This window comes from Myxococcus sp. AM011 (genome assembly GCF_013372595.1).
GTDB lineage: Bacteria > Myxococcota > Myxococcia > Myxococcales > Myxococcaceae > Myxococcus > Myxococcus eversor.
Genome location: NZ_JABXEM010000454.1, coordinates 1 through 4,673, shown reverse-complemented (window position 1 = coordinate 4,673; position 4,673 = coordinate 1). Strand labels below are relative to the sequence as shown.

General features: G+C 69.1%; 5 protein-coding genes and 1 pseudogene. All 6 read left to right on the top strand.

Going from position 1 to position 4,673, the window contains the following annotated elements; translation table 11 throughout:
- Nucleotides 1-147: 147 nt before the first annotated feature.
- A pseudogene (locus HUW62_RS45885) lies at nucleotides 148-360 on the top strand (phage portal protein); the annotation flags it as partial.
- Nucleotides 357-638, top strand: a complete 282-nt coding sequence (locus HUW62_RS45880; RefSeq protein WP_176438040.1) for a hypothetical protein — start codon at nucleotides 357-359, stop codon at nucleotides 636-638. The pseudogene HUW62_RS45885 and the gene HUW62_RS45880, both read left to right, overlap by 4 nt.
- Entirely contained in the window at nucleotides 619-1,698 is a 1,080-nt protein-coding gene (locus HUW62_RS45875) for a head morphogenesis protein (protein ID WP_176438039.1), read from the top strand. The genes HUW62_RS45880 and HUW62_RS45875 overlap by 20 nt, the downstream gene beginning before the upstream one ends.
- 232 nt (nucleotides 1,699-1,930) lie before the next feature.
- Nucleotides 1,931-3,283 (top strand): XkdF-like putative serine protease domain-containing protein, encoded by a 1,353-nt coding sequence (locus tag HUW62_RS45865; protein WP_176438037.1) that lies wholly within the window; start codon nucleotides 1,931-1,933, stop codon nucleotides 3,281-3,283.
- The gene (locus HUW62_RS45860) at nucleotides 3,280-3,978 is read left to right on the top strand and encodes a hypothetical protein (protein ID WP_176438036.1); all 699 of its coding nucleotides are present in this window, start codon (nucleotides 3,280-3,282) and stop codon (nucleotides 3,976-3,978) included. The genes HUW62_RS45865 and HUW62_RS45860 overlap by 4 nt, the downstream gene beginning before the upstream one ends.
- A gap of 44 nt (nucleotides 3,979-4,022) precedes the next feature.
- Nucleotides 4,023-4,673 (top strand): phage major capsid protein (locus HUW62_RS45855; RefSeq protein WP_176438035.1); only part of this gene is annotated, 651 nt, incomplete at its 3' end.

Here is a 4,673-nt window from a genome sequence, read left to right as displayed (position 1 = left end):
CCGCCAGCTCCTCGCGGAGCGACAGCAGGAACTTCGCGTCCTTCAGGAGCGCGACCCGATGCTCGGCGGTCTTCGCCGTCTCCTCGGATGGCTCCGCTACATTTTCCCGAGCGACACCTTGGGTTTGAAATGTGTCGCGCAACATTTCAGACGGGAGTGGAAGACTTGAAGCCCCGGAAGGACAAGGACTCGTTGCTGGGCGAGGCCAAGCGCCTCTTGAGGCTGAGAGAAGAGCTTCGGGCCGAGGAGGAGCGCCTGGCCCAAGGACGCCTCGCGCTCGCCCGTCGGTACATGGACACCGAGCACGTCCCCGTCCCCCGCGAGGAGTTCGACACCTGGTTCTCGGGGCAACCCACATGACGCCTGAGCAGCTTCAGCGCGCGTGGGTGCTCCAGGCCCAGGCCGACGCCGAGCGCGGTGTCCTGGAGTGCCGCATGTGCCACAGGCGTGGCCCGTTGGAGGAGACGACGACGCTGTGGCGCAACGGCCTCCTCGTCTTCGCCCTGTGTGACAGGTGCGCAGCCAGCCACGACGTCGTCTTCTCCCCCACTCAGGCAGGAGTCGAAGTGCGCGCCAGGCGCCGCAGCTCCGTGGAGTTGGTGACGCAGGAGGTGCCCCATGTGCACGGCTCCCGCTGACGGCCTCCTCCTCCTGCACGAGGCACGTGAGGTGGCGGACGCCCTGCTGGGTGATGTCCTCCGGCTGCCGATGGCCAAGGCCCTCGACGTCGGCACCGCCGCCGGCATGGACCGCGCCGTGGCCCTGCTTGCCGCGCGCCTTCGCCGCGCCGTCGGGCGCGCGGACGTGGACGCCATGCGCGAGGCGGTGGCCGTCCTCGACGTGGACTGGAGGAAGACGACGGCGGCCCAGCGCAGGCGCCTCGTCGCTCAGTCCCTGGAGGCCGCGGGCCGGCGGACGGCCGTCATCCCCGCCCGCATCCAGGCGCCCCTCGGCGACGCAGCCGAGGAGGTGGTGGCCTCCACCCGAAGCCACGCCCGGCGAGAGCAGGGCCTCACCCTCGCCGCCCGCTTCAACGCCATGGACAAGCGCGTTGCCCAGCACATCGTCCGCACCCAAGGCAACTTCGTGCGGGACGAGTACGGGCGCAGGCTGGACACCTTCGGCGCGGAGGCCCGGCGCCTTGTCGCCGAGGGGCTGGAGGCGGGCCTGGGGAGAAGCGACATCGCCGAGTCCTTGGAGCGGGCCGCGCGCGGCGCGCTCATCGAGCGGGCCCCCTTCTATTGGGAGGTGGTGGCAAGCCACTTCGTCAGCCAGGGACGCTCCTTCAGTCAGATGAGCAGCTACGCCGAGGCCGGCATCCGCCGCTACCGCATCGAGGCCGTCCTCGACGAGGCCACCACCCAGGTGTGCCGTTTCCTCCACGGGAAGACGTTCTCAGTGGGCGAGGCCCTCCAGCGCTTCGAGCGCGTCGAGTCCCTCGAGCGCCCGGAGGAAGTGAAGCAGGAGCTGCCCTGGGTGAGGGAGCGCCTCGACGCGGACACGGGGCGCGCCCACCTCTACGTCAACCGGGGAGGCCAGGAGACACGCCTGGCCGAGGTGCTCCGCTCCGCCGCCGGCACCCGCGACGACGTCGGCGAGTTCCGCGCCCTCGCCTCGGAGAGGCAGCTCGCGGAAGCAGGCGTGGGCTTCCCGCCGTACCACGGCCTCTGCCGCACCACGACGCTCGCTGTCACTTAGTGATGTCCCCGATTTCGCGTCGCAGGCCTTTGTCTCTTTCGGAGACGAACCGCGATGCAGGCCACCTCGACACCGACCCCCACCTCTTCCCCGACGCCGGACAGCAACGCGACGCCGCAGGAGTCGACCTCCATGGCCAAGGCCGAGGCGACGCCCTTCATCTGGCCTCGCGACCTCAATCTCCCCACGTCCGGCGAGCTGACGTGGGGCTTCGACCCGGAGGGCCTCCAGGATGGGTGACACCCTCGCCAAAGCCCTCGCCCGGGCCCGGCACGTCCTGGAGTCCCTCCAGGGTGAGTCGGTGGAGAAGACCATCTGGGGCAGCCCCGCGGGCAAGAAGCGCCTGGCGAAGCGCCTGGTGGCCATGCTGCCCGCGCACAAGACGTACGTGGAACCCTTCGCCGGTAGCGGAGCCGTTCTCTTCGAGAAGGCCCCCTCGGACGTCGAGGCCATCAACGACGCGGACACCGAAATCGCCGACGCGTACCGGCTCATCCAGAAGCTGACGCCCGCGGCCTTCGCCAAGCTGAAGAAGCTGCCGTGGGTCGGCGACGAGAAGACGTTCAAGAGCCTCTTCGACGCGAAGCCGAAGGGCGACGTGGAGCGCCTGCACCGCTTCCTCTACCTGACGCACTTTTCCTACGGAAAACTGCGCGGGCGCAGCTTCAGCCCGAACAGCGCGGGCGTCGAGGCGAAGACGCTCGCGCGCATCGAGCAGTTCGCTCCGCGCCTCAAGCACGTGAAGGTGTACGGCGGCGACTACGAGCGGGTGGTGCGCAAGTTCGACGGGAAGGACGCCGTCTTCTTCTTGGACCCGCCCTACCCCGGCTACAACGTCGATGTCGGCGAGGGTGACTTCGACGAGGAGCGCTTCTATGGCGTCCTCAAGTCGCTCAAGGGCCGCTGGCTCATGACGTATGGCATCCGGGGGAAGTTGCCTGGGATGCTGAAGGGCTCCGGCTTCCTCGTGAAGCGGATCCGCACGCCTCGCACCATCGCCGCCATGCGCGGCGTGGGCGGCTCCTCCGTGCTGACGCAGCTCCTCGTCTCCAACTACCAGCCCGCCGCGAAGGCGCTGGAGGGCGGCAGCGACTTCGCCGTGGACGACTGGCAGCCGGAGGAGTCTCCCGGCACCGCCCCCTTCGCCACCACGACGTCTCTCCTCAAGGGCGTCGAGCCCGACGACGAGCGGTACGTCCTGGGTGTCGTCCTGGAGCCGGAGACGGTGGACGCGCAGGGCGACATCTACTCCGCCGCGGAGATTCGTCAGGCCGCGCACCGCTTCATGGAGGAGTTCGGCGGCCTGGGGCTCATGCACCAGATGCGCGTCAACGGGCACGTCAAGGTGCTGGAGAGCTACCTGGCCCCCGTCGACTTCAACCTGGGCGAGGTGCAGGTGCGCAAGGGCACCTGGCTTCTCGCGGTGCGCGTCCTCTCCGACGAGCTCTGGGAGCGTGTGAAGGACGGGCAACTGACGGGCTTCAGCATTGGCGGCACCGCGCGCCGTCTCCCCGAGGCCTCACCGGCCACCGAGACGTCCCCTTCCGACACACCTGCCGCTGAGTCCCAGCCGGAGGCCGCATGACGAGCACCACCCAAGGCCCCGCCTCCGTCCACCGCCTCGTCGACATGGTGGTGGAGGAGGTGTCCCTCGTGGACAGGGCCGCCAACAAGCACCGCTTCCTCCTCGTGAAGCGAGACGGAGACACCATGGACAACGCTTCCCAGGACACCACGCAAGCCGAGGGCGCCAGCAGCACCGCCTCGGATACCGCCAAGGCCGAGGACGCAGTCCTCGCCGCTGCCCAACAAGCCCTCGAAGCGGTGACGGCTCTCGTCGAGGCATTGGCTTCCACGGACGGCATCGACGGCGTGCGCGTGGTGGAGGTGGCCCAGCACCTGCGCGCGCTCGCCGACGCCCTGGAAGAGGACGAGGACGCGGACGACTCCGAGGACGAGGAGGATGTCGAGGCGCGCGCCAAGGCCGCCAACCCCGCGCCGGCTCCTCAGCCGACTCCGCCCGCGCCGAGCCCCGACGCCTCCGTCGTCATGGAAGGCCTGACGAAGCTCACCGACGCTGTCCGCGCGCTGGAGGGAAGTGTGAAGGAGCAGCACCAGCGCCTGGGCCGCGTCGAGAAGCAGTTCGGCCTGCCCAACAGCAGTGCCCCCGCGGAGCGCCCGCCCAAGCCCACCGTCGAGGACGTCGGTTGGCCCCTCGACCTCAACAAGCCCCTCAACCGGGAGAGCGTCGACAAGGCCCTCTCCTTCCACGACGTCTGACGTCCCACCCGTCCCAGGAAGCCTCAACGCCGAAGGAAGCCCTCATGAGTCGTATCGATAACCGTGCCCTCTTGGAGAAGGCCGACCTGGCCCTCGCCGACCTCACGGCGGGCGGTGGCATTCTCCAGCCCGCGCAGGCGCAGAAGTTCATGCGCCTGCTCATCAAGCAATCCGTCCTGCTGCAGCAGTGCACCGTCGTCCCCATGGCGGCCCCCAAGCAGCAGTTCAGCAAGCTGAAGTTCGGGAGCCGAATCTTGCGCCCGGGCCAGGAGGCCACCGCCGTCCCCGCCGCCCAGCGCGTGAAGCCCGACCTCTCCCAGGTGGAGCTGGACGCGAAGCTCTTCAAGGGCGAGGTGCGCCTCTCCGACGAAGTGCTCGAAGACAGCATCGAGCGCGGCGAGCTGCGGCAGACGCTCATGGAGATGCTCGCGGACGCCATCTCCAGGGACATGGAGGAAATCCTCGTCAACGGGGACACCGCCTCCGCCGACCCTTTCCTCGCCACGTTGGACGGCGTGCTGAAGCAGGCCACCAGCAACGTCGTGGACGCGGCCGGCGCGCCCATCTCCAAGGACGTCCTCGGCGACCTGCTCAAGTCGCTGCCCTCGGAGCACCTCCGTGACAAAAGCAGCATGGGGTTCCTCTTACCAGCGTCGACGCGGACCTGGACTACCGGAACTCGCTCGCGGAGCGGG

Excerpts from the sequence above, each read along its gene's own strand:
- HUW62_RS45880 (WP_176438040.1), top strand. The coding sequence starts at position 357 with ATGACGCCTGAGCAGCTTCAGCGCGCGTGGGTGCTCCAGGCCCAGGCC.
- HUW62_RS45875 (WP_176438039.1), top strand. The coding sequence starts at position 619 with ATGTGCACGGCTCCCGCTGACGGCCTCCTCCTCCTGCACGAGGCACGT.
- HUW62_RS45860 (WP_176438036.1), top strand. The coding sequence starts at position 3,280 with ATGACGAGCACCACCCAAGGCCCCGCCTCCGTCCACCGCCTCGTCGAC.
- HUW62_RS45865 (WP_176438037.1), top strand. The coding sequence starts at position 1,931 with ATGGGTGACACCCTCGCCAAAGCCCTCGCCCGGGCCCGGCACGTCCTG.